Here is a 20251-nt window from a genome sequence, read left to right on the forward strand (position 1 = left end):
ATGACCTGCTTATTCGCACCTTCCCTAAGGCTCAGATACCGCCATCGTGGGGTATGGCTATTTGGGACGCTAATGGCAAATGCGTTCTCACAAATGAAACGAAGATATTAACCGATATACGACAGATAGGTGTACCGGGGGGGAGTGCTAATAACGGCGCTAATATCAATTATACGCTACCCGGTAAATATGCAATCGTGCCTCAGGCAGCAGGGTATCGGGTTGCGGTCTCATCGTCAGGGACATTACAAACGCCTATAGGCATGTGCTGTTATTATGACGGGAACAACTCAATTATTAGCGCCAGGCTTGGTGAGATCCCCCCAGGCTCCTGGACGCCGAGCGGAGTCGATTTCCACACAACAACGACGGCAATCAAAACGGCCAGTTACGATTAAAGCAAATCCCAGGAAGAACCCTGCTCCGGCAGGGTTTTTTATTATCTGAATTCAGGAGAAATCTATGTCAGCAGGAACATTAACCCTGACGAATAACTCTGCTGCGGTCGCTGGTAGCGGAACTGCGTTTACCACAGAACTGGCGGCCGGTGATTTTATTGTCGTTACGGTCGGTGGCGTTCCGTACACCCTCCCGGTTAAGACCGTCAACAGCAACACATCTGCGACACTGGTGAATAATTTCACCGGACCAACGCAATCAGGTGCGGCCTGGTATGCAGTTCCTCGTATCGCCATGAACCTTGTCACCGCTGCTGCGGTAACACAGGCTGCGGAGGCACTGCGCGGGCTGAACTACGACAAACAGAACTGGCAGCAGCTCTTTAGCGGTACCGGAGCCATCACCGTCAGGCTGCCTGATGGGACAACATTTAGCGGTCCTGCATGGAGCAGCATAACAGCCATGCTGAATCAGAAAGCAAGTAAGGGCGTGAATAGTGATATTACAAGCCTGACCGGTCTAACAACTCCACTCAGTATTACGCAGGGTGGAACCGGGTCGGGTACCGTTTCTGGGGTGCGAAACATACTTGAGTTAACATCCTCAGCAGTAACGGAAATTGGTACGGATGGTGACAAAATACCACTTTTGTCTGGTCTCAATACCTGGTCGAAGTTGCAGACTTATACAATGGGCATCAATACCTATACAGCGGCAGGCGATACTCGTGCAGATGTGAAATTGATGCGGGATGTTGGTACATCACTTGCTAACTCTTCGGGTCCTTCGTTCAATTCAGAAATAACTACAGGTACTAACTCTCGCTGCGGGGCAAAATTTTTCCCAAATTTTAACTCTGCGTCTGTTCGTCGGGCGATTTGTCAGATAACGAACGATGGCAATGTAGCTGCTACGTTTGCATATGAGCAGGGCGGATCATTAACAGGTCCCTTAGGGTCTGCGCAATGGTCCGGCTCTGATGTGCAGATTAAACATGACTTCATGCCAGCAGCTCCCGGTCATCAGGAACGTATTGCCGCTATTGGTCTGGCGGAATACAAATACAACGGAAGTGATGTTGTCTCTCGCGGCTTCCTCGCACAACAAATGGCATTCATCGATGATTGCTATGTATTTGCTGGAGGAGAAGCGCAGGATGAAAACGGGAAAATGTTTGATGTGTTGAACGTTGATGATCGGGCAGTCATTGCCGATCTGATATCTACAGTTCAGGACCTGATGAAAGAGTCAGCTGCTCTAAATGAGAAAGTGTCTGGGTTGGTAACAGAGTGAAATACGCAGCACTCAGACTGGTGCGCTGCGTAGTCTTACTCTTAATCATTAACTAACCAAAACTCAGCCTCTTCAAACATTTCCTGAACAGTACGGCTAATCTGTTCTTTCTCATGCTTGCTGGCGTCGGTGTTGATCGCCGGCAGTGTCATCATCGGTTTAACCCGAACATCAGCATCCGGGAAGAACTGGTGAACCCTCCTGGTCAACTCGCCCAGAATGATATCTTTCGCACCGGGCAGACCATCAAAATTCCTTTTGTCATAAACGAGTTCCACGAACATTGCTTATTGCCTTTTTACTGGATGTATATACAGTATTTATACTGTGTTTTTATCCGGTATTCAAGAGAGGGCGTAATGATGCCACGACGCAGCGATATTGAAATGGCCTGGTATGCTTCGATACAGCAGGAACCGAATGGCCGGAAGACCGTCACCACACAGCGGTTTGTCCAGGAACTGAGCAAGGTTAACTGGAACTGGACGATGAAGCAGGCCAACGAATGGATCGAGTGGTATGTGACAACGTTCCGCGATGTATCAACGCAGGAAGGCGAAAACCGTACCTTTCAGCTGTTCAATCCAAATGGAGGACTATAGCCATGGGCTTCCCGTCACCTGCCAGTGATTACGTTGAAACAAAGATTTCCCTCGATCAGCAGCTAATTAGCCAGCCAGCTGCGACATATTTCATGCGGGCATCGTGTTCACATTTCAGGGAAGGGATACTGCAGGGTGCGCTGCTTGTCGTCGACTCTTCGCTGTCGCCCTGTGATGGCTCGCTGCTGATATGCGCGATAGATGGGGAATTCAGGATCAAGCGATACCGAACCCACCCTCAGCCCCACCTGATAAATCTGGAGAACGGGAGAAGGGAGGAGTTGCCAGTAGACGATGATAGCTACAGTTCTTCACATACTGTATTCGGGGTGATCACTTACATTATCAATAATGCCAGGACTGCAGAGTTTGATGACTGCCCGGTGATGTGAGTACCGAAATTATGCAATGTAGTCGATGCCCTGCGTCGGGGTTTTTCCCCGATAATTCCCCATTGCTTCCCCGTACAGAAAACAGGCATTAAAAAACCAGCCGTAACGGCTGGTTCTTAAAGGAGTTTCTGGTCGGCACGAGAGGATTTGAACCTCCGACCCCCGACACCCCATGACGGTGCGCTACCAGGCTGCGCTACGTGCCGACACTATGGCGCTAATACTACTGCTTTCCACCACGATTGCAAGAGTATGGTTTACTAACTGATTTATAATTAATCAGTTAGCAATAAAACGTTTCTCATCCGTCAGAACCTGTAGCAGTAAGCTCAGCTGTGGTTTCTGATCTTTAATCTTCTCGCCGCGTAAATCATAGGTCTGGTAATTACCGTTGTTGTTGAGCACCAGCGTCATTTCTGGAGTGGTAATCGCCATTGTGCTGCTGTCGGCGGCCGTTACCCAATAGTGGCGTCGCGTGGCATTAAACAAATCCTGGCCTTGCGAATATTCGTTTGCCGGTGTGCTGACGTGCAGCAGTCGCTGCATTAGCGTGGTCATCAGGTCGGTATGATCGGTCAGGCTATTAATGCGCTGAGCGGGTGTACCCGGCCAGTGAATTATCAGTGGAACCTGAAGATGACCGCGCGACCAGTCGAAGCGATTCTCATCCTGCGATAGTGGGACACCCCGACCGGCGGTAATAATCACCACCGTGTTGTTGAGCTTACCCGAATCACGCAGGGCGCCCAGAACGCGGTTAATGTTCGCATCTACGTCCTGAGCGGCGTTGGCGTAGCGTTTAGCAAAGTTCTTCTGGTTGCTGTCATCAATGTTAGTCCCGTTAAAGGAGACCCATGAGAACCAGCGGTTATCTTCCTGCGCGTAGCGGCCCAGCCAGTTGATCCATTGGTTCGCCGTTTGTTCGTCAGATTGTGTCTGCACGCTTGGCATGGAGAAGTCTGACAGCAGCGCCTGGCGATAGAGCGGGCTGGTAAAGCCATCAGAGGAGAATAACCCTAACTGATAACCTTGTTGATTCAGGGCAGAGATCAGCGCGGCAGGCGTTCTGCTTGCCAGAATGCCGTCCATATAGCTTGGCGACACGCCATAGAACAGGCCAAAAATACCGTTATCGGAGGTATTACCGGAACTCATATGGCGCGTGAAGGAAATATTTTGCCCGGCAAATTCCGCCAGGGCTGGCATCTGTTTTTCAAAGTGCGAGTAGTTCAGACCGTCTACGGTGATCAGCAGGACGTTCTGGCCGGTACCCATATCACGATAGCGTAAATCGCTAAGCGGATACTGCACGGAGACCGCTTCCGGATTACCTTGTTCGATCAGGCGGCGCTGATACTCTTGCGCATCCAGCAAACCATGTTTTTCCAGAAACTTACGCGCTGTCATTGGGTAAGACAGCGGCAGGTTTGCGCGCTGCATAGTGATCGGCCGATAGAAATTGGCGTCCGCCCAGATGTACACCACATGCGATGCGATGAACGATACGAAAAAGAAAGCGGCTAAAGGTTTCGCGAAATGACGGCGACGCGTCAGGCTGCGCAGCTTTTGCCAGCTCCAGGTCGCAAACAACATTTCTATTAGCAGAATAATCGGCACGCTGATGAACATCAGCTGCCAGTCACGCGCCGTTTCGTTCTGATCGGGGTTAATGACCAGTTCCCAGACAATCGGATTGAGATGCAGGTGGAAACGGGTGAACACTTCGCTGTCAATCAACAGCAGCGTCATGCCCACGGTCGCCAGGATGGCTGATAAGAATCGCATCAGCCTCTGGGACATGACGATAAACGTCAGGGGGAACAGGATCAGCAAATAGGCGGCAAACACCAGGAAGCTAAAATGCCCGACAACGCTCAGATAAGAATAAACACGACCTGCAAGCGTTGTCGGCCAGTCGGCGACAAACAGGTAACGACTACCGAGCACCATGGCCAACAGAATGTTGAACAAGGCGAACCAGTGCCCCCAGCTAACCATCTGGGAGACTTTCTCACGGTAGCGTTGACGATGAGTTACCATAAACTGTTGTTCGTTTCCCCGGAGCAGGCTCTTAGTGCGCTTGGTCGTCGTTTATCGAAGACTGCAATGCGCGGGCAAATGAATTCGCAATCGCCTGGCGCTGGGCCGGTGCGACGCTTGTATTGATAAGGTTAGTGACCATGTTTCCCAGTACCATCAGGGAAAGATCGGTCGGTGCCTTATGTTTTTCCAGTACGTTGAGCATTTCATTCAGCAATTGTTCAACGTGTTCGTCACTATAGCGGGAAATTTGTGGCATAAATCGAAATCTGTCTGTTCATGAAAGGGCAACATATTACCGTAGCGACAGTTTTTTTTCTGCTTTTTTATCTTCTATTGCGTCACTGCCCGGCAGGTGGTTGAATACCGCCCGGTCTTAAAGGAGAGTTTATCATGAGTCTGGATATCAACCAGATTGCCCTGCACCAGCTTATCAAGCGTGATGAGCAGAACCTTGAGCTGGTCTTGCGCGATTCATTACTGGAGCCGACGGCGACCGTTGTCGAGATGATGGCTGAGCTGCATCGGGTATATAGCGCCAAGAATAAAGCCTATGGCCTGTTTAGCGAAGAGAGCGAACTGGCGCAAACGCTGCGTTTGCAGCGTCAGGGCGAAGAGGATTTTCTGGCGTTCAGTCGTGCTGCAACCGGGCGTCTGCGCGATGAGCTGGCGAAATATCCGTTTGCTGACGGCGGGATCGTGCTGTTCTGTCATTACCGTTACCTGGCGGTAGAGTACCTGCTGGTGGCGGTGCTGAACAACTTAAGCAGCATGCGCGTGAATGAAAATCTGGATATCAACCCGACGCACTATCTGGATATCAATCATGCTGATATCGTGGCGCGTATTGATTTAACCGAGTGGGAAACCAACCCGGAGTCCACGCGGTATCTGACGTTCCTGAAAGGAAGGGTAGGACGTAAAGTTGCCGATTTCTTTATGGATTTCCTCGGGGCCAGCGAAGGACTGAATGCGAAAGCGCAAAACCGTGGCCTGCTGCAGGCGGTAGACGACTTCACTGCCGAAGCTCAACTGGATAAAGCTGAACGCCAGAACGTGCGTCAGCAGGTTTATAGCTACTGTAACGAGCAGCTTCAGGCCGGGGAAGAGATTGAACTGGAGTCCCTGTCAAAAGAACTTTCCGGCGTCAGCGAAGTCAGCTTCAGTGAATTTACCGCGGATAAAGGCTATGAGCTGGAAGAGAGCTTCCCGGCAGATCGCAGCACGCTGCGTCAGTTAACCAAGTTTGCCGGTAGCGGCGGTGGGTTAACGATCAATTTCGACGCCATGCTGCTGGGCGAACGCATTTTCTGGGATCCGGCGACGGACACCTTAACCATTAAAGGTACGCCGCCTAACCTGCGCGATCAGCTGCAGCGCCGTACTTCTGGCGGGAAATAACATGGATGATGCCGGATGGCGGCGTAAATGCCTTATCCGGCCACATGTCATACGTTGTCATCGGTTAAAAATGACATAAAAAAACCCCCCCCCGTCAACTTGTTGGCGATTACGCGCGAACGAAGTCGATGTGAGACAGTTTCGGCTTGAACGGGTGACGCTGTACAGCCTGAGCTTTAACTTTAACTTCTTTACCGTCAACAACGATGGTCAGAACTTCGCTGTAAAATTCAGCTTTAGCTTGCATGTTCATGATGGAATCGTGGTCCAGTTCGATAGCAATCGGGGCTTCTGCGCCACCGTAGATGATTGCCGGGAACTTGTTAGCGGTACGCAGGCGGCGGCTCGCACCCTTACCCTGCTCTTTACGTACTTCAGCGTTGATAGTAAACATTTAAATCTCTCTTTAATAATTCCTGCTACAGGCGACCCAGCAACAGGTAAGTGATCTGCTTTGCGTATGCAAAAGCGGGCGAGATTCTATCCTCAAATGACAGGTACATCAATCAAAAGTACGATTAACCGCGTAATTCATGCGCCCGGCGGAAGCGGCCTTCATAATCAAAGACCTTTTCACGTACCTGCCAGTACTGACCTTTCATGCGAGCGACCACAAAATCGGGATGGCGTAACAGCGCCTGCTGCGCCAGGATGTCGGCGGCAGTTATCCAGCGTATAGGGATGCCGGGCGTGCGGGTGTGTGGGCGAATAAACAGCTGTTCAAAGGCGGTACGTTGAGCGGGGGTGTGCAAACGAAATCGTTCGCTGACGTCGGCGCCATCCTCATCATAATACGTTATTTTCAGCCATTCACCTTTGTCATCCTGGCCATGCTGTAACGCCATGCCGCTACAGCGCAGTACCAGCGCATCCTTGAGCCTGAGCGCCGCCTTCAGCATATCGTCCGGATCGACCAGTATGGTATCGCATGCCCGACAGCGGCGAGCGGCAATGTCATTTTCAGCATTGCACTGTGGGCAGTTTTTAAAACGAAAGCGGAAGTCACATTGTTCACGGTGACCGTCATCATCTTCAAACCAACCCTGACAGCGACGGCCAAAGTGTTCGATCAGCGTGCCATCGGCTGTGGTCTTACCCCAGAAGGTGTTAGCAAACCCGCAGGCGGGGCAGAATACTTGCACCGGAACGTTGTCGCTTTTTCCTTTTGGCGCACCGACTTCCGGGGCGTAAAGATCGTGAGGATTGCCCGCGTAGTCGAGGATCAGACAATCCGTTTTTCCCGGCGCCAGACGCAGCCCTCGTCCGACGATTTGTTGGTACAGGCTTACGGACTCGGTGGGGCGCAGGATCGCAATGAGATCGACATGTGGGGCGTCAAACCCGGTGGTCAGCACCGCTACGTTGACCAGATAGCGAAAGCGCTGGGCTTTGAAATCCTCAATCAACACATCTCGCTCTGCGCCAGGCGTGTCACCGGTGATCAGTGCGGCATCGTCTGCGGGCAGCAGACCAACAATCTCTTTCGCGTGCTCCACGGTAGCGGCAAATATCATGACGCCTTTACGCGACTGGGCAAATTCAACAATCTGGCTGATGATATGCGGTGTTATCCGCTGCTGTTTTTTCAGCTCATGGTTGAGGTCAGCTTCGCTGAACAAACCGTTACTTTGTGCTTGCAGGCGGCTGAAGTCATACTGGACGACCGGCATGTCGAGGCGCTCTGGCGGCGTCAGATAGCCGTGTTTAATCATGTAGCGCAGCGGCAGCTCATAAATACAGTCGCGAAAAAGCGCTTTTTCATCGCCGCGCACCATACCGTGATAATGAAAATGGTAAATCCAGCCTTTACCGAGGCGGAAAGGCGTGGCGGTCAGTCCGAGCAGGCGTAGGTGAGGGTTGACGTGGGTCAGGTGAGTCAGAATTTGCTGATACTGGCTCTCTTCGTCGTCACCAATGCGATGGCACTCGTCGACGATGAGCAGGGAAAATTCACCCTGAAACGCTTCCAGATTACGTGCCACCGACTGTACGCTGCCGAAAACCACTTTACCGTGGCTCTCTTTACGCTTCAGGCCAGCGGCAAAGATATCGGCATCCAGCCCCAACGCACAATATTTGGCATGATTCTGTGCGACCAACTCCTTCACATGCGCCAGCACTAATACGCGCCCACGCGCCACACGCGCCAGTTCAGCAATCACCAGGCTTTTACCCGCCCCGGTTGGCAGGACGATGACCGCAGGTGTGCGGTGGTGGCGAAAATGGTTGAGCGTGGCATCCACGGCTTCTTGTTGGTAAGGGCGAAGTGTAAAAGTCATGGTCTCACTAGGGTAAACAATAACAATGAATAGTATGCCACGAATCTTTTTCCCTTGAGGGAAGTTGTTAGCCCGCTATACTGAGCGGAAAACGGCTCCACTTTTCGGGCATAACGCTCGATTTCCGTATTGTTACAGGCAAAATCACACTCATGCGACTTGATAAATTTATCGCTCAGCAACTCGGCGTCAGCCGCGCTATTGCCGGGCGTGAAATCCGTGGTAACCGCGTTACCGTCGATGGCGAAATCGTCAGAAATAGCGCCTTTAAACTGCTGCCAGAACATGACGTCGAATACGACGGTAATTCACTGACTCAGCAAAATGGCCCGCGCTATTTTATGCTCAACAAGCCTCAGGGCTATGTGTGCTCCACGGAAGACCCGGATCATCCGACAGTGCTTTATTTCCTCGATGAACCTGTTGCCCACAAGCTGCATGCGGCAGGGCGTCTGGATATCGACACCACCGGGCTGGTACTGATGACCGATGACGGTCAGTGGTCACACCGCATCACCTCTCCGCGTCACCATTGTGAGAAAACCTATCTGGTGACGTTAGAGTCGCCGGTGGCGGAAGATACCGCCGAACAGTTTACTCGTGGTGTACAGTTGCATAACGAAAAAGATCTGACAAAACCAGCGGTGCTGGAAGTGATTACGCCAACCCAGGTGCGCTTGACCATTAGCGAAGGGCGCTATCATCAGGTTAAGCGTATGTTTGCCGCCGTTGGCAACCATGTTGTGGAACTGCACCGTGAGCGAATCGGCGCCATCAAACTGGATGACGATCTTGCGCCCGGCGAATACCGCCCCTTGACTGAAGAAGAAATCGCCAGCGTTAACGTAACCCCTCGTTAATTTCAGGAGCTAAATGTGACCACCCGGCAGAACTCTTCAATTGCCATTGTTTTTATCCTTGGCTTGTTGGCCATGTTAATGCCGTTGTCGATTGATATGTATCTTCCGGCGCTGCCGGTGATCTCTGCTCAGTTTGGCGTGCCTGCGGGCAGTGCGCAAATGACCCTCAGTACCTATATTTTGGGGTTTGCAGTGGGGCAACTGATCTACGGCCCTATGGCAGACAGCATCGGGCGTAAGCCGGTGATTCTGGGGGGAACGCTGGTGTTTGCGGCGGCGGCAGTCGCCTGCGCGCTGGCACAAACTATCGATCAATTGATCACTATGCGTTTCTTCCACGGTCTGGCGGCTGCGGCGGCGAGCGTGGTGATTAACGCCCTGATGCGCGATATTTATCCGAAAGAAGAGTTTTCACGCATGATGTCCTTCGTCATGTTGGTCACGACGATTGCGCCGCTGCTGGCGCCGATTGTCGGTGGCTGGGTGCTGGTATGGTTAAGCTGGCACTACATCTTTTGGATCCTGGCCGTGGCGGCAATTCTGGCTTCGGTGATGATTTTCACCTTGATCAAAGAGACCTTGCCCGTTGAGCGACGCCAGCCGTTTCGTTTGCGTACCACAATGGGCAATTTCGCCTCGCTGTTTCGCCATAAGCGCGTGTTGAGCTATATGCTGGCCAGCGGATTTAGTTTTGCCGGGATGTTCTCGTTTCTCAGCGCTGGTCCCTTTGTCTACATTGAGATCAACCATGTTTCGCCGCAGAACTTTGGCTATTACTTTGCGCTGAACATTGTCTTCCTGTTTGTGATGACCATTATTAACAGCCGCTTTGTTCGGCGGGTTGGGGCATTGAATATGTTCCGCACCGGGCTGTGGATCCAGTTTGTTATGGCGGGCTGGATGGTATTTAGCGCGCTGTTCGGGTTGGGCTTCTGGGCGCTGGTGGTCGGTGTTGCGGCGTTTGTTGGTTGCGTATCGATGGTGTCATCTAACGCGATGGCAGTGATCCTCGATGAGTTCCCGCATATGGCTGGCACGGCGTCGTCGCTTGCGGGAACCTTCCGCTTTGGCATCGGTGCCATTGTAGGTGCGCTACTGTCACTGGCGACCTTTAACTCGGCCTGGCCGATGATCTGGACGATTGCCTTTTGTGCGTCCTGTTCCATTCTCTTCTATCTCTATGCCAGTCGAGCCAAAAAAACGGTGATCTAATACACAACCTGGGGGCATTTGCCCTCCGGAGTTGATGTACATCAACCGCTAATCTATCTATTCCCCTGGTTATGTTTATTTTATGTAAAATCAATTTATGTAAAAAGTCACATCATTGTAGTTAAAAAGGTTGAGTTAGATCTCAGAAACGCGTACATATAGCCCGGAAAACTGCCAGAACCGTTGAATAAATTTAAATATTGGGTTCGGAAAGTGGCATACGGACAGGGTGTAAACGTTTGCCAACTGTCTAAAGACGTATTGTCAATGATGTGTTAATATTGATGTAAAATAATTGTGAAGTAATTGTACTTCCAGGGAAAGAAAGTGATGACATTACAACTCTCAATCGTTCACCGTCTGCCGCAGTGCTATCGTTGGTCGGTGGGTTTCGCAGGTTCAAAAGTTGAACCGATTCCGCAAAACGGCCAGAGCAATGAGAATAGCCTGGTGGCGCTCAAGTTACTCAGTCCGGACGGTGACAGTGCGTGGTCGGTAATGCATAAACTCAGCCAGGCGTTGAGCGACATTGAAGTTCCGTGTTCCGTACTGGAATGTGAAGGGGAGCCGTGTCTGTTCGTCAATCGTCAGGATGAATTTGCAGCGACCTGCAGACTGAAAAATTTCGGCGTGGCTATCGCAGAACCTTTTTCAAATAATAACCCATTTTGAGCGTCAGCTTAGCGCGAGTAGCTGACGCGTATAGGCTTGTTGTGGCGCGTTGAAGACGTGCTCGCATTGCCCCTGTTCCACGACCTCTCCTTGCCGTAGCACAATAACCTGATGGCATAGCGCACGTACAACATGCAAATCGTGGCTGATAAAGATGTAGGCCAGGCGATGCTTTTGCTGTAATGACTTAAGCAACGTCAGGATTTGCGCCTGGACGGTCCTGTCGAGTGACGATGTCGGCTCATCCAGAATAATCAGCGATGGTTTTAAAATCAGTGCTCTGGCAATCGCAATACGTTGACGCTGACCACCGGAAAACTCGGCAGGGTAACGATGCCGCGTGTCGCTATCCAGGCCGACTTCTGCCATTACCGCTTTCACCTGCGCTTCACGTTGCTCGGCAGATAACGTGGGTTGATGCACGCGTAACCCCTCTTCAATAATCTGTAACACGCTCAGGCGCGGGTTCAGCGATGAGTTAGGGTCCTGAAAGACAACTTGAATGCGGTGGCGTACCGGCAACAGTTGACGGCGGTTTAAGGTATGCAGCGCCTGACCATCGAATACAATACGACCTTGTGAGGCGATGAGCCTCAGCAGTGCCAGACCGGTGGTACTTTTCCCCGATCCTGATTCGCCAACCAGTCCCAGCGTTTCTCCCGGTTTCAGAGAAAAACTGACGTTGTTGACCACCACGTTATGGTCCACCACGCGCTTAAGCAGCCCTTTACGGATGGGGAAAGCGACGCGAAGCTGCTCCACTTCCAGCAAGGGGGGTTGGCCGGTGGGTAAAGGCACTGGATCGCCGGCAGGTTCACTGTTGAGCAATTTCTGCGTGTAAGGATGGGTGGGGGCAGAAAGCAGTTGCCCGGCACGGTTTTGTTCAACGCACTGACCGTTTTGCATCACCGCAACGGTGTCAGCTAACTTTTTGACGATACTGAGATTATGGGTGATGAACAGCAGGCCCATATTCAGCTCGCGTTGTAGCTCGCGCAGCAGTTGCAGGATTTGTGCCTGCACGGAAACATCCAGTGCGGTGGTGGGTTCGTCGGCAATCAGCAGTTCAGGGCGAGTGAGCAGCGCCATGGCGATCATCACGCGCTGACGCTCTCCGCCGGAAAGCTGGTGCGGGAAATCCGCCAGACGCTTGGCGGCCTGACGGATCCCGACGCGATCCAGACAGGTCAAGATCTCTGCCCGTGCGGCTTCCCGACGCATTCCCCGATGCAGCGACAACACTTCATAGAGCTGTTTTTCCAGAGTGTGCAGCGGGTTGAGCGACACCATCGGCTCCTGGAAAATCATGGCGATTTTATTCCCCCGTACGCCGCGTAGCGTTTGTTCGCTGGCGTGGAGTAGTGATTCACCGTGAAAGCGGATATCACCGGCAAGATAGACCGCCGGAGGTGTGGGGAGCAAACGTAAAATCGAGAGTGCGGTGACGCTTTTACCCGAGCCGGACTCGCCCACCAGTGCCAGGGTTTGCCCGGCTTCGACGTGCAATGAAATTTCGTTCACCACGGTACGTACGGTTCCCTGCTGACGAAAACCGACCGATAAATTGTCAATGGCTAACAGAGGTTGCGTCATCTTATACCGCCTTGTTGGGATCAAATGCGTCGCGTACCGCTTCACCAATAAAGATCAGCAGCGATAACAACAGGGCTACCGACACGAACGCGGTGATCCCAAGCCACGGTGCCTGTAAGTTGTTTTTTCCCTGCAACAGCAGTTCTCCGAGCGACGGGGAGCCGAGCGGTAAGCCGAACCCCAGAAAATCCAGCGAGGTCAGTGTGGTAATTGAGCTACATAAAATAAACGGCAAAAAAGTCAGCGTGGCGACCATCGCATTCGGCAGCATGTGGCGCAGGATAATGCTGCGATCGCTCACGCCGAGCGCCTGTGCGGCGCGGATGTAATCAAAGTTTCGCGTGCGTAAAAACTCTGCGCGTACCACGCCGACCAGGCTCATCCAGCCAAACACGACCGTAATGGCCAATAGCCACCAGAAGTTGGGTTGGACGACGCTGGAGAGCAGGATTATCAAAAATAGCGTCGGCATCCCGGACCAGACTTCAATGAAGCGTTGCCCCCACAGGTCCACCTTTCCGCCGTAATAGCCCTGCAGCGCACCGGCCATCACGCCCATGACGCTGGAGCACAGGGTTAACATCAAACCAAACAGGATGGAAATGCGGGTCCCATAGAGGATGCGTGCCAGTACGTCGCCGCCGTTGGCATCGGTGCCCAGCCAGTTTTGTGCGGACGGCGGGGAAGGGAAGGGGGTGTCGGTGGCAAAGTTAATGCTGGTGGCGCCAAAGCGCACGGGTGCCCACAGGATCCATCCCTGGCTTTCCAGACGCTGCTGCAGCCACGGATCCTGATAATCTGCTTTGGTGGCTAACGGGCCGCCGAAATCGCTTTCACTGTAGTTTTTGACCAGTGGAAAGTACCAGCTGCCGTCATAGCGCACCAGCAGTGGCTTATCATTGGCAATCAGCTCGGAACACAGGCTTAAGCCGAACAGCAGCAGAAAAATCCACAGCGACCAGTAGCCACGGCGATTGTGGCGAAAACGCGCCCAGCGGGCCTGATTTACGGGGCTTAAGCGCGACATTAGCGTCCCTCGAAATCAATACGCGGATCGACCAGCGTATAGCTAATATCACTGAGGATATTGAGCAGCAGGCCGATCAGCGTGAAGATATAAAGCGTACCAAACATCACCGGATAGTCGCGTGACACGGTCGATTCATAGCCCAGTAATCCCAGACCGTTCAGCGAGAACATGACTTCAATCAACAGTGAGCCGGTGAAAAACATACTGATGAAGGTGGCTGGAAAACCGGCTATCACCAACAGCATGGCATTACGAAAGACGTGTTTGCGCAGAATGTTTTTCTCGCTAACGCCTTTAGCGCGCGCGGTGACGACATACTGTTTGCGAACCTCATCCAGAAAGGAGTTTTTGGTTAGCATCGTCAGTGCGGCAAATCCACCCACCACCGTTGCCACCACCGGCAGGGTGATATGCCACAGATAATCGGTGATTTTTTGATACCAGGGCAGAGCGTCAAAATTGGCGGAAACCAGACCGCGTAGCGGGAAAAGGTCGTAATAGCTGCCGCCGGCAAAGAAAACGATCAATAAAATTGCAAATAGGAATGCGGGGATGGCGTAGCCGATAATAATGAATGCGCTGCTCCACACGTCAAAGCGGCTGCCGTTGTACACCGCTTTGCGGATCCCCAGCGGAATCGACACCAGATAGATAATCAGCGTACTCCATAATCCCAGCGTGACGGAGACGGGCAGGCTGTCTTTGATTAATGTCAGGACCGAGGCGCTGCGAAACAGGCTGTCGCCAAAATCGAAGCGGATATAGTTCCAGAGCATGTTGAAATAACGTTCGTGAATCGGTTTATCGAATCCGTAACGGCGGGTGATTTCAGCAATCACTTCCGGATCCAGGCCGCGACCACCACGATAATTGCTGTCGCTGATGTTCCCGACGCCGGTTTGCGCGTGGCTGGCACGCACACCCTCACTACCGGCGCCCGGCAGTGCGCCACTTTGCCCGAATTCAATGGCGGCGACGGCCTGCTCGACCGGGCCGCCTGGGGCAATCTGCACGATAAAAAAGTTGATGGTAATGATGGCCCAGAGTGTCGGGATCACCAGCAGCAGACGTCGAATCAGATATGCGCCCATTTATTCTCCCTGTCGTCTGGCAGCGGGAAGTTTGGCCGCTTTGTTGACGTCATACCACCAGTTGTCCACGCCGATGGTGTAAATCGGGCGAACGGCAGGCTGCGAAAATTTGTCCCACCATGCCAGCCGATCTTCGGCCATAAACCACATCGGCAACATGTAATAATTCCAGGTTAACACGCGGTCCAGTGCGCGTCCCAGCGGGATAAGTTTTGCTTTATTACCTTGCGCCGCAATGATCTGGCTAATCAGCTTATCAATGACCGGGCTTTGCACGCCGGGAGCGTTATAGCTGGAATCAATATATTCGGAGGCCCACAGAATTTGCAGATCCGAGCTGGGCCACGGCATCGCGCGATACAGCCTTGGCATCATGTCATAGTCGCGGCTGCGCAGGCGGTTGGTGATTTGTGAGTTATCGACCTGGCGGATATTCATCGTAATGCCCAGCCGCTGCAGGTTATGCTGAAACGGCAATACCCATTGGCTGTTACTGCCTGCCGGGAGCAACAGCTCAAAAGTCAGCGCTTTGCCGCTGGTGATGTTGACCCGCTGCTGCCCCTTCAATACCCATCCGGCCTTGTCCAGGAGTGCACTGGCCTTCAGCAGGTTTTCACGATCGTAACCGTCGCCTTTTGATGTGGGTGGCTGATAGATTTTGCTGAAGACTTCGGGAGGCAGATCGTTTTTCATCGGTGCAAGTAGCACCAGCTCATCCGCGTCGGGATAATTTTTGGCGGCATATTCGGTGTTCTGGAAATAGCTGGTCGTCCTGCTCCAGGCATTATAAAACAACGCCTTATTCATCCATTCAAAATCAAAGGCCAGCGTGATCGCTTCACGAACACGGCGGTCGCTGAACACCGGACGCTGGATGTTAAACGCTAACCAGCGCGTATCCTGCGCCGACTCGTTTTTTTGTTCGGCTTTGACGATGTACTGTTTTGTGAAGTTCTTACCGGTATAACGTGTTGCCCAGTTTTTGGCATCGTTCTCAAGACGCAGGTCAAATGCACCGGCTTTAAATGCTTCAAAGGCCACGTTGTCATCAAGGTAATAGTCGTAGCGGAGGGTATCAAAATTCCAGCGCCCACGATTAACCGGCAGGTCAGCGGCCCAGTAATCTTTGACCCGTGAGTAGACAATATACTGCCCCATTTTCCACTGGGTGATGCGGTAAGGTCCGCTGGCAAGAGGTGGGGAAGATAACGGGTCGCTGAGTTTGTGATCCTTCCAGTATTTCTCTGGCATCACCGGTAATGAAAACAGGCTGAGCATGTCTTCTTTACCCGGTTTGGCTAACTCAATTCGCACGGTTAACGGGGCGATCGCTTTAACGGTGGTCCCTTTGTATACCAGACGAAACTGCGGCACGCCTTCGGTCATAAATTTGTGGAAGGTAAAGGCAACGTCGCGGGCGGTGATCGGCGACCCGTCGTGAAAACGCGCGCGCGGGTTAATGGCGATTTCAACCCAGGAATAGTCGTCCGCGTAGCGGGCTCTGTCGGCAATGAGCGGGTAATAGCTACCGGGTTCATCATCGGAAGTGGTAAACAGCGCATCGTAAAGAGATTCAGTCCGGGCGCCGGGATTCCCTCGCATCGAGTAGCGGTTAAAATTGTCGAAGGTGCCGATGGACGAGAGCGTGATTTGCCCTCCTTTGGGGGCAGCGGGATTCACATAGTCGAAGTGGGTAAAATTGAACGCATACTTGGGTTCGCCCAGTACGGAAAATGCATAGCTTTCTTTGATGGACTGAGCCTGAGCGCTAAAACCTATAACGGTGAAAAATAGCAGCAGTACGCGAACAATCCTATGCACGGGTTTTCCTTTTCTTGTCCACCAGCCGATGGACCTCATGTCCGAGCCTCGGGGAGGCTCCGGCAAGCGTAGTGTATCGACGAATCGCACTGTGCGATCACCACTTTGGCATATCTGGCTTCGCCATCCAGCGTACGAAATCAGCCAGCTTTAACGGACGGCTGACCCAGTAACCCTGGAAGAAATGCACGCCGCGATCGCGCAGCCAGCGGGCCTGCTCCTGCGTTTCTACGCCTTCAGCAACCGTCAGCATATTGAGGCGTCTGGAGAGTGTCAACACGGCATCCAGTACCGGCGACGTCAGCGTCTCGGTACCAATGGCATTGATAAATCCACGGTCAATCTTCAGGTAATCGACCGTAAAACGTTCCAGATAGATAAGGGCACTATGGCCGGTGCCGAAATCATCAATGGCAATTTCGAGTCCGGCAGCATGCAGCCATTCAAAAATTTTCGTGGCTTCGTGCTGATCGAGCATATCGCGTTCGGTGATTTCCAGTACCACCTGAAAATAGTTGGCGGGTAACGAGGCGCTCAGTTCCTGAATATCTGCTTTGAAACTCTCACCATGCAAATGTGAAGGAGCGATGTTGATCCCCAATTTTGCGCCCTTGGGGAGTACTTTTTGCAGGGCAGGGGCATCGCTGGCCACCAGCTTAAAGAGATGCTGCGTGAGTGGCACAATCATTTGCTGCGATTCGGCGTAATGAATAAAGGCATCAGGCGGGATCTCGCCCGTCGTTGGATGACGCCAGCGTAATAAGACTTCTACGCCTTTTACCTCCAGCGTTTGCATCTCCATGACCGGTTGGTAGACCACATAAAACTGATTGTGCTTGATGGCGTTCAGAATATCTTTCCCGGGCCGTAAACGGAGGGTGTAGATGTAGTACCAGACAAGCAGGGCCGCCATAATTCCAGCCATGCATCCCAGCATGAGGGAATACCAGATATCGTTATACGTCCACTCTTCTGCGTACAATCGAACGGTCACCGGCAGGCCGTCAATCGTCGCCTGTCGTGGGGTTGAGGCATCAGGAAGATCGGAGACGGGTATCAGGTGAGCTGAAAATGTCGAAATAGCCGTCTTGCCCACGATAATAGCAATACCGTCAAAATCATCTTGCCGGGCGGTATAGAGAAGATAGGGGGCCAGATTGATGTTCAGTGAACTAAATACGCCGCTATTCGGCAAGGCAGGATGACGATACCAAATCATTATTGCGGGTTTGTCAGGCACCATCGGCGTACCCGGGAGCAGGGCCACATCGATATCGTGGTTGATATTAATCGACGGCATCAGCTCCTGGATGGGGGTGTTCATGGGGCCCGTTGCGGAAGAGCAAAATGCGATGCTGTCTTTTACCAGCAAAAAAGCCCGTACGTTCAGGCTAAAGGCCGCACTGGAGGTTAGTTTCGTGGCAACTTGTTGGCAACTGTCAGTGACCAGGGGTTGTAGTTCATCGGTGGTCGTTTTGAGTTCTGAGAAGTAACTTTTGACGTAATTCTGTATATCGGAGAGCAGCGTGTCGTACTTCACTTCTCGTTTATGCCACGAGACGAAAAATTGCAGTGTGCTGACGAGTAAGGCGACGACGAGCCCCGTTAAAATACAGGTGATCAGGATTTTCCGACCGGAAGAAGAGGCACGTTTGAACATAGTTCTTTATGTTTACCTGCAGTAACTGCTTATTATTAAACCGCTTAATTTGTAAGACTATAGCCTGGATTGACGCTTATCGTGAGATTTTTCTGTTGTGTAAAAGAAAAGCAAAAAGCACCGCCTAAGCAGTGCTTTTGATTTGTCTCATCAGGATAGCCAAGGGATAGCTGCCAAACGAATTAACTGCGACTCAGAACCCGGCGGGCTTCGTTGTAACGCTTTTTCCAGTAAGGCTCGTTCATACTGGAAATAACAACGCCGCTGCTGGTCGAGGCATGTACAAACTGGTTGTTACCGATATAAATACCGACGTGACGGCCCGTAGAGCCCGCACGGAACAGAACCAGATCGCCGGTGCGCAGATTGGTGCGCGAAACGGATTTACCCGTTTCCTGTTGTTCGTAGGTTGAGCGAGGAAGCTCTAAACCAAATTGTTCACGGAATGTACGCTGTACAAAACTTGAACAATCAATCCCTTTCTTAGTGCTGCCGCCAAGGCGGTAACGCACGCCTTTCCAGTCAGCGTATTGGTCCATAATACGAGATTTAACATCGATATTACGTACCATACTTTCAAATTCATCCTGAGAGGCTTGCAGTGAAGAGTTATCTCCATTGCCCACAGCATGCGTCTCAGAATGCATATTCTTGGCGGTGTTCGTTGTGCTACATGCAGAAAGCAGAACCGCAACTGCTATCGCGGGTATGCCCCGCAAGATATATCTCAAAATCGGTTGAGATTTGACCATGTTGTTTGTTTTCCCTTGAAGTCCTTAACGATAAATATCGTTATAAAAAATGCCAAACGTGACGAGACTAATTACCTACGCACGATGAGACAATTCTTTATAGTCAAATCTGTGGTGGAACGCACAAATTTATTCGTAAAGAGAATAATTATCTCGCGAGGCAAAACGAGTTCGAGATTACCCGATCGCCACGGTCATTGCGAGTGATTTTACGTGATTTCTTATAAGAAAAATTGATACAGAAAGTGAATAAACGGCATTGGCTAAATTAAGAACAATTAGGCTGAAAAACACGCAATTCATTCATTTTCAACAGGAATAAGATGACAAGAGAATGACAGTCAGCAAGAGATATTATCGTCAGATATCATCAGGGAATCAGAAGTATCCCTGATGATGTTAATTACTCTGCGTTATTTGTTTAAAAAATGTTTGTTTTTACCTGGGAGATAATTCGTGAACAGGGTGACCAAACGGTCGCTTAATGGTGTCATTAGCCACCAGGGCAGGCCAATCAAAACGACGGTCATCGAACCGACCACGATATCAGTAAGCCAGTGAGCACCAATCATTACGCGAGGAAAGGCAAAAACCACAGCGATAATAAGGCCGATTAATCCTGCGACTTTTCCGAAATACCGCAGCATAAATGCGGAAAAAATAAGCAGCATCATGCCGTGATCGCCCGGGAAGCTGTCTCTTGACGCATCTTTGGTTGAAATATGCAGCAGCTCGCTGACACGATGAATATTATCCAGCATCAGCGTTGGACTGGCGCGTTTAACCGGAATAAGCGCCTGGCCTAACTGATTTAATACCACCGCCGTGAGCAGCATCACCAGACCAATTGCGATGATACGGCGGCGACCGTCCGGGGTTTCTTTGCGCCAAAAACTCAGCATCAGGGCACCCATTGCCAGCAGCGAGCAGCCGTCAAACGCGCGGTTGTTGGTGATTGCGACAACCCACAGGAACATTGGGCTGTCGACCAGTTTTTGGTTGAAGAAATGGAAAACACCAAAATCGATGGAATACCAGAACCCATGTCCGGCTGGAATATACCAGGACAGAAACAGCGCCAGACCTGCGATATTAAGCAGGAGAATAAAAGGGTATCGGGTTTTCATCGTCGTTCACCATTGCCAAAATCGCAG

General features: G+C 51.6%; 17 protein-coding genes, 1 tRNA gene and 3 pseudogenes. 7 read left to right on the top strand and 14 right to left on the bottom strand.

From position 1 onward, the window contains the following. Both FDW88_RS22575 and FDW88_RS22705 read left to right on the top strand, forming a co-directional pair. Window positions 1-398: pseudogene (locus tag FDW88_RS22575) on the top strand (hypothetical protein); the annotation flags it as partial. Window positions 399-462: 64 nt separating this feature from the next. Continuing rightward, the gene (locus FDW88_RS22705; protein ID WP_249354888.1) at window positions 463-1692 is read left to right on the top strand and encodes a hypothetical protein; all 1230 of its coding nucleotides are present in this window, start codon (window positions 463-465) and stop codon (window positions 1690-1692) included. A gap of 41 nt (window positions 1693-1733) precedes the next feature. Here FDW88_RS22705 and FDW88_RS14225 read toward each other — a convergent pair whose 3' ends face one another. Together FDW88_RS14225 and FDW88_RS14230 are read right to left on the bottom strand one after the other, a co-directional pair. Next, window positions 1734-1976, bottom strand: coding sequence for a DinI-like family protein (locus FDW88_RS14225; protein WP_137362803.1), 243 nt, complete (start codon window positions 1974-1976; stop codon window positions 1734-1736). Window positions 1977-2069: 93 nt separating this feature from the next. Then, a pseudogene (locus tag FDW88_RS14230) lies at window positions 2070-2150 on the bottom strand (DinI family protein); the annotation flags it as partial. Window positions 2151-2180: 30 nt separating this feature from the next. On the opposite strand from FDW88_RS14230, the pseudogene FDW88_RS14235 reads away from it, so the two are divergent. After that, window positions 2181-2686, top strand: a pseudogene (locus tag FDW88_RS14235) (S24 family peptidase). 129 nt (window positions 2687-2815) lie between these two features. On the opposite strand, the gene FDW88_RS14240 reads toward FDW88_RS14235, so the two are convergent. The 3 genes from FDW88_RS14240 to FDW88_RS14250 form a co-directional block, all read right to left on the bottom strand. Then, window positions 2816-2892 (bottom strand) — tRNA-Pro (locus tag FDW88_RS14240). 73 nt (window positions 2893-2965) lie between these two features. After that, window positions 2966-4726, bottom strand: a complete 1761-nt coding sequence (gene yejM, locus FDW88_RS14245; protein WP_137362804.1) for an LPS biosynthesis-modulating metalloenzyme YejM — start codon at window positions 4724-4726, stop codon at window positions 2966-2968. Window positions 4727-4757: 31 nt separating this feature from the next. Continuing rightward, window positions 4758-4985 carry a YejL family protein gene (locus tag FDW88_RS14250; protein WP_096756447.1) on the bottom strand — a complete coding sequence of 76 codons (228 nt, stop codon included), beginning with the start codon at window positions 4983-4985 and terminating at the stop codon, window positions 4758-4760. A 134-nt stretch (window positions 4986-5119) separates the two neighbouring features. Here FDW88_RS14250 and yejK point away from each other — a divergent pair, with 134 nt between their 5' ends. Further along, a complete protein-coding gene (yejK, locus tag FDW88_RS14255; protein WP_005129293.1) occupies window positions 5120-6127 on the top strand; it encodes a nucleoid-associated protein YejK in 1008 nt (335 codons plus the stop codon). A 109-nt stretch (window positions 6128-6236) separates the two neighbouring features. On the opposite strand, the gene rplY is transcribed toward yejK, so the two are convergent. Continuing rightward, window positions 6237-6521: a 50S ribosomal protein L25 gene (rplY, locus tag FDW88_RS14260; RefSeq protein WP_096756449.1), complete on the bottom strand. Its 285-nt coding sequence runs from the start codon at window positions 6519-6521 to the stop codon at window positions 6237-6239. Between the two features lie 124 nt (window positions 6522-6645). Continuing rightward, complete coding sequence (locus tag FDW88_RS14265; RefSeq protein ID WP_137362805.1) at window positions 6646-8406, bottom strand: DEAD/DEAH box helicase; 1761 nt, start codon at window positions 8404-8406, stop codon at window positions 6646-6648. A gap of 152 nt (window positions 8407-8558) precedes the next feature. On the opposite strand from FDW88_RS14265, the gene rsuA reads away from it, so the two are divergent. The 3 genes from rsuA (at window position 8559) to FDW88_RS14280 (ending at window position 11150) form a co-directional block, all read left to right on the top strand. Continuing rightward, complete coding sequence (rsuA, locus tag FDW88_RS14270; RefSeq protein WP_096756451.1) at window positions 8559-9266, top strand: 16S rRNA pseudouridine(516) synthase RsuA; 708 nt, start codon at window positions 8559-8561, stop codon at window positions 9264-9266. Between the two features lie 15 nt (window positions 9267-9281). Beyond that, on the top strand, window positions 9282-10478 hold the full coding sequence (locus FDW88_RS14275) for a Bcr/CflA family multidrug efflux MFS transporter (RefSeq protein WP_135911718.1): 1197 nt from the start codon (window positions 9282-9284) through the stop codon (window positions 10476-10478). A 327-nt stretch (window positions 10479-10805) separates the two neighbouring features. Beyond that, window positions 10806-11150: a YejG family protein gene (locus tag FDW88_RS14280; RefSeq protein ID WP_029139605.1), complete on the top strand. Its 345-nt coding sequence runs from the start codon at window positions 10806-10808 to the stop codon at window positions 11148-11150. Between the two features lie 3 nt (window positions 11151-11153). Here FDW88_RS14280 and yejF read toward each other — a convergent pair whose 3' ends face one another. The 7 genes from yejF to FDW88_RS14315 all read right to left on the bottom strand — a co-directional run bounded on the left by yejF (window position 11154) and on the right by FDW88_RS14315 (window position 20224). Next, window positions 11154-12743 carry a microcin C ABC transporter ATP-binding protein YejF gene (yejF, locus tag FDW88_RS14285; protein WP_115258007.1) on the bottom strand — a complete coding sequence of 530 codons (1590 nt, stop codon included), beginning with the start codon at window positions 12741-12743 and terminating at the stop codon, window positions 11154-11156. Window position 12744: 1 nt separating this feature from the next. Next, window positions 12745-13770 (bottom strand): ABC transporter permease, encoded by a 1026-nt coding sequence (locus FDW88_RS14290; RefSeq protein ID WP_096756454.1) that lies wholly within the window; start codon window positions 13768-13770, stop codon window positions 12745-12747. Continuing rightward, window positions 13770-14864, bottom strand: coding sequence for a microcin C ABC transporter permease YejB (locus FDW88_RS14295; protein ID WP_115258009.1), 1095 nt, complete (start codon window positions 14862-14864; stop codon window positions 13770-13772). The genes FDW88_RS14290 and FDW88_RS14295 overlap by 1 nt, the downstream gene beginning before the upstream one ends. Further along, window positions 14865-16685, bottom strand: a complete 1821-nt coding sequence (locus FDW88_RS14300) for an extracellular solute-binding protein (protein WP_371414758.1) — start codon at window positions 16683-16685, stop codon at window positions 14865-14867. A 97-nt stretch (window positions 16686-16782) separates the two neighbouring features. Then, window positions 16783-18345 carry a cyclic di-GMP phosphodiesterase gene (locus FDW88_RS14305; protein WP_135911720.1) on the bottom strand — a complete coding sequence of 521 codons (1563 nt, stop codon included), beginning with the start codon at window positions 18343-18345 and terminating at the stop codon, window positions 16783-16785. A 182-nt stretch (window positions 18346-18527) separates the two neighbouring features. Further along, on the bottom strand, window positions 18528-19097 hold the full coding sequence (gene mepS, locus FDW88_RS14310; protein ID WP_096756458.1) for a bifunctional murein DD-endopeptidase/murein LD-carboxypeptidase: 570 nt from the start codon (window positions 19095-19097) through the stop codon (window positions 18528-18530). Window positions 19098-19510: 413 nt separating this feature from the next. Then, window positions 19511-20224 (bottom strand): phosphatase PAP2 family protein, encoded by a 714-nt coding sequence (locus tag FDW88_RS14315; protein ID WP_115258012.1) that lies wholly within the window; start codon window positions 20222-20224, stop codon window positions 19511-19513. Window positions 20225-20251 lie beyond the last annotated feature (27 nt).

It is taken from the genome of Citrobacter sp. wls829, assembly GCF_005280825.1.
GTDB classification, from domain to species: domain Bacteria; phylum Pseudomonadota; class Gammaproteobacteria; order Enterobacterales; family Enterobacteriaceae; genus Citrobacter; species Citrobacter gillenii.

Coding starts and splice junctions, on each gene's coding strand:
- FDW88_RS22705 (WP_249354888.1), top strand. CDS start 463: ATGTCAGCAGGAACATTAACCCTGACGAATAACTCTGCTGCGGTCGCT.
- FDW88_RS14225 (WP_137362803.1), bottom strand. CDS start 1,976: ATGTTCGTGGAACTCGTTTATGACAAAAGGAATTTTGATGGTCTGCCC.
- yejM (WP_137362804.1), bottom strand. CDS start 4,726: ATGGTAACTCATCGTCAACGCTACCGTGAGAAAGTCTCCCAGATGGTT.
- FDW88_RS14250 (WP_096756447.1), bottom strand. CDS start 4,985: ATGCCACAAATTTCCCGCTATAGTGACGAACACGTTGAACAATTGCTG.
- yejK (WP_005129293.1), top strand. CDS start 5,120: ATGAGTCTGGATATCAACCAGATTGCCCTGCACCAGCTTATCAAGCGT.
- rplY (WP_096756449.1), bottom strand. CDS start 6,521: ATGTTTACTATCAACGCTGAAGTACGTAAAGAGCAGGGTAAGGGTGCG.
- FDW88_RS14265 (WP_137362805.1), bottom strand. CDS start 8,406: ATGACTTTTACACTTCGCCCTTACCAACAAGAAGCCGTGGATGCCACG.
- rsuA (WP_096756451.1), top strand. CDS start 8,559: ATGCGACTTGATAAATTTATCGCTCAGCAACTCGGCGTCAGCCGCGCT.
- yejF (WP_115258007.1), bottom strand. CDS start 12,743: ATGACGCAACCTCTGTTAGCCATTGACAATTTATCGGTCGGTTTTCGT.
- FDW88_RS14290 (WP_096756454.1), bottom strand. CDS start 13,770: ATGTCGCGCTTAAGCCCCGTAAATCAGGCCCGCTGGGCGCGTTTTCGC.
- FDW88_RS14295 (WP_115258009.1), bottom strand. CDS start 14,864: ATGGGCGCATATCTGATTCGACGTCTGCTGCTGGTGATCCCGACACTC.
- FDW88_RS14305 (WP_135911720.1), bottom strand. CDS start 18,345: ATGTTCAAACGTGCCTCTTCTTCCGGTCGGAAAATCCTGATCACCTGT.
- mepS (WP_096756458.1), bottom strand. CDS start 19,097: ATGGTCAAATCTCAACCGATTTTGAGATATATCTTGCGGGGCATACCC.
- FDW88_RS14315 (WP_115258012.1), bottom strand. CDS start 20,224: ATGAAAACCCGATACCCTTTTATTCTCCTGCTTAATATCGCAGGTCTG.